Annotated in this window: 5 protein-coding genes; 3 read left to right on the top strand and 2 right to left on the bottom strand. The window is 49.5% G+C overall.

Annotated features, from left to right (window positions below; all coding sequences use genetic code 11):
* The first annotated feature begins 37 nt into the window (after window positions 1-37).
* Window positions 38-448 carry a response regulator transcription factor gene (locus ACXJJX_RS02300; protein ID WP_456431564.1) on the top strand — a complete coding sequence of 137 codons (411 nt, stop codon included), beginning with the start codon at window positions 38-40 and terminating at the stop codon, window positions 446-448.
* Between the two features lie 2 nt (window positions 449-450).
* Here the strand turns inward: ACXJJX_RS02300 and ACXJJX_RS02295 are convergent, their stop codons facing one another.
* Window positions 451-1,287: an HDOD domain-containing protein gene (locus ACXJJX_RS02295; protein WP_456431562.1), complete on the bottom strand. Its 837-nt coding sequence runs from the start codon at window positions 1,285-1,287 to the stop codon at window positions 451-453.
* A gap of 155 nt (window positions 1,288-1,442) precedes the next feature.
* Here ACXJJX_RS02295 and ACXJJX_RS02290 point away from each other — a divergent pair, with 155 nt between their 5' ends.
* Window positions 1,443-2,207 (top strand): TatD family hydrolase, encoded by a 765-nt coding sequence (locus tag ACXJJX_RS02290; protein WP_456431560.1) that lies wholly within the window; start codon window positions 1,443-1,445, stop codon window positions 2,205-2,207.
* Window positions 2,168-2,785: a Maf family protein gene (locus ACXJJX_RS02285; protein WP_456431558.1), complete on the top strand. Its 618-nt coding sequence runs from the start codon at window positions 2,168-2,170 to the stop codon at window positions 2,783-2,785. Before ACXJJX_RS02290 ends, ACXJJX_RS02285 begins: the two co-directional genes overlap by 40 nt.
* Here the strand turns inward: ACXJJX_RS02285 and ACXJJX_RS02280 are convergent.
* Window positions 2,747-2,988, bottom strand: a 242-nt coding sequence (locus ACXJJX_RS02280; RefSeq protein WP_456431556.1) for a DNA topoisomerase, incomplete at its 5' end; no start/stop codon positions are given. The genes ACXJJX_RS02285 and ACXJJX_RS02280 overlap by 39 nt on opposite strands.

Here is a 2,988-nt window from a genome sequence, read left to right as displayed (position 1 = left end):
AACTTAACCTGTACTAAATACCATAAGGAGGAGGGTTATGGCCAAGATACTCATTGTTGATGACTCCAAGATCATGAGAAGTGGACTTAAAGCCTTCTGTGAAAAAATTGAACAGGTCTCTACCATAATTGAAGCAGAAAACGGCCAAGTAGCCCTTGAAAAAGTCCAAAAAGAGAAACCAGACCTTGTTCTTTTAGACATTGAAATGCCGGTAATGGACGGACTCACCTTCCTTCAGGAGATCAAAAAACTTAAGTTACTGGGAAAGGTAAACCGAAATCTTCCTATAATTGTCCTCAGTGGCATAATGTATAATAATGACGCCAATGTCAGAAAGGCCAAGATGCTTGGCGCCACTGATGTAATGGCCAAACCTGACGGCCGGAGTGTAAGTTTTATGGTTGATGCTAGAGCCTTGAAAGAGAAGCTATCCAGATATCTAAATTAGACTTAAAAAAAACAGCTTATGGCCTCAAGCTCCTGTTTGATCTCGTGACAAAGACGCCGGGAATCATCTTCCGTAAGAGACGATGGGAGGGGCTTGTCGTAGTGTACCCCTCCCCTTTTACAGTCACTCTTAAGCCCCTTTACCAGGCAGTGGGCCCAAAGGAGATGTTTGCCTAGAGGTGTCTTGATATCTTCTGGACGGAGATGATGTTCAGTTATGGCCTCTTTGACCCTGGGGCTTAAGGCCCATTTTTCCAAAAGGCGTTCAATAACCTGGACATGATTGAGACCGCACAAGTCCTCCTCCCGACTGAGGCCTCTTCTTCCTCCCTCAAGTTGGGCCTTGGCCAAGGCTGGATCGCCTCCCAGAGCCCGGTGGATAATCAGTTTTCCCAGATCATGGAAGAGGCCAGCTGTGAAGCCCTCCGGCAGGCTGATAGGAGAATTAAGAAAGCGAATCAAAGACTGGACTCCAAAGGCCACTGCCAGAGAGTGTTCCCAGATTTCGTGTTCAAAAGCCGAACCCAAAAAGATCCCCATCTGTTCCCTGACTGTTACCGAAAGGACTATCTGGACTACTCTTTCGGCCCCCAAAAGGGCTACAGCATGGAGGGGAGACTTTATTGGACACTGGATACCATAGGCCGCCGAACGACAGGCCTTGAGAAGGTGGGCCGAGATAGCTGGATCAAAACTCAGCCTTCTTCCCAGGTCCAAAAGAGAGACATCGTCCTTACGAGCAGTTTCTATAATCTCAAGAACATAGGGAGAGATGGGACGGAGACTAGCCAGACAGGACTCTAAGGCCTTCAGCGGTTCTGGATTCGTTTGGCTCCCCATTTAATACCCCTGGATTCTTTGATCAGCGGCCTCAAAAAGGTTATCGATCTTCAACTTTAAGGACTTTATTCCCTCAAAAAAGATGTTTTCAGGTGGGATTCTTCTTGATAATCTTCGCCGCCTGGAAAATAGACTTCGATGAAAGGGAGGGCCTGATGGTTGAGTTTGTAGACACCCATGCCCATCTCAACCTACCAGAGTTTAAGGATGATCTTCCTGAGACCATCAAAAGGGCCAAAGAGGCTGGGGTTACGAAGATCATCAACGTGGGTATAGATCTTAAGACAAGTCAAAGGGCTATTGAATTGGCCAACCAGTACCCAGGCCTTTGGGCTACAGCTGGCTTTCATCCCCACGAAGCCCATCGACTCTCACAGGAAGACCTTGAGAGCTTAAGTGATCTCCTAATGTCAGAAAAGGTTGTTGCTCTGGGGGAAATAGGACTTGATTACGCTAAGGAAAGAAGTCCAAAGAACATTCAACAGCAGGCCTTAGGCCAACAGCTAGACCTGGCTCAACGTCTTGGACTCCCAGTGGTCATTCACGATCGAGAAGCCCACGAGGATCTTTTGGGAATCATCCGCGAGATTGGCTGGTGGCGAGGAGTTTTTCACTGCTTTGCCGGCAACAGAAAGATAGCCCGAAGTGTTTTGGACCTAGGGTTCTACATTTCTATTACCGGAATTGTCACCTTCCCCAAGGCTGACAATATCCGAGACATCGTTGCCTATTGTCCCCTGGATCGTCTGCTTATAGAGACTGATTGTCCCTTTCTGGCCCCGGTACCCCACCGGGGGCGTCGGAATGAGCCGGCCTATGTCGTCCAGGTGGCCGAAGAGATAGCCAGAGTCAAGAAGATCTCTCTAGAGGAGGTCTCTCGGTGGACCACTCAGAATACCCAGGACCTTTTCGGAATCTAGCTCCCCTGATACTGGCTTCGGCCTCGCCGAGAAGGAGGGAACTCCTGGCCAGATTGGGGCTTTCTTTTGAGGTTTGGCCGGCCCGGGTCTCAGAAGAAAAAAGGCCCCTGGAATCCCCACAGGACTACGTCTGCCGTCTATCTCTGGCCAAAGCCCAGGCTGTGGCCCAGATTTGGCCGAAGGCATTTGTCCTTGCAGCCGACACAGCCGTAACTATTAGAGGAGATATTCTCGGGAAACCTCAAGACAGAGAAGATGCCCGCCGGATGCTCCAGCTTCTCTCTGGCAAAGAACACCGGGTCTTCACTGGCTACACCATCCTTGGCCCTCGGGGGCAGAAGCGTCAGGGTGTAATTGGCACCTCGGTGGTCTTCAAGGATCTCAGCCCACGGGAGATCGAAGCCTATCTCCAGACCCAAGAACCATGGGATAAGGCCGGAGCCTATGCCATCCAGGGGATGGCTGCTTATATGATCCGGCTGGTACAAGGTTCGGTAAGTAACGTCATCGGGCTTCCGTTGACCGAGGTAATAGAAGATTTATTGGCCCTGGGGGTGATCAGCATCAAGCAGAGTTGATTTCAATCTTTTAAAAACATCCCTTAGAATCCTCTGCCAATCTTCTTCTCCGTCTTCTATACGATCCAAGACCTCTTCGAGTTCTCGGGTAAAGGTTTCATCGACCAGATAGGGATACTCCTCCTTTAAAAATGTGTAAACCCTCTTCCCCAAAGAAGTGGGCATCAAGAATCCTCGGCGCTCAACTATATAGCCCCGATTAA

The sequence above is a fragment of the Thermosulfuriphilus sp. genome (genome assembly GCF_054026695.1).
The sequence above is the reverse complement of the archived record's forward strand: the minus strand, read 5'-3'. Positions and strand labels throughout refer to the sequence as shown.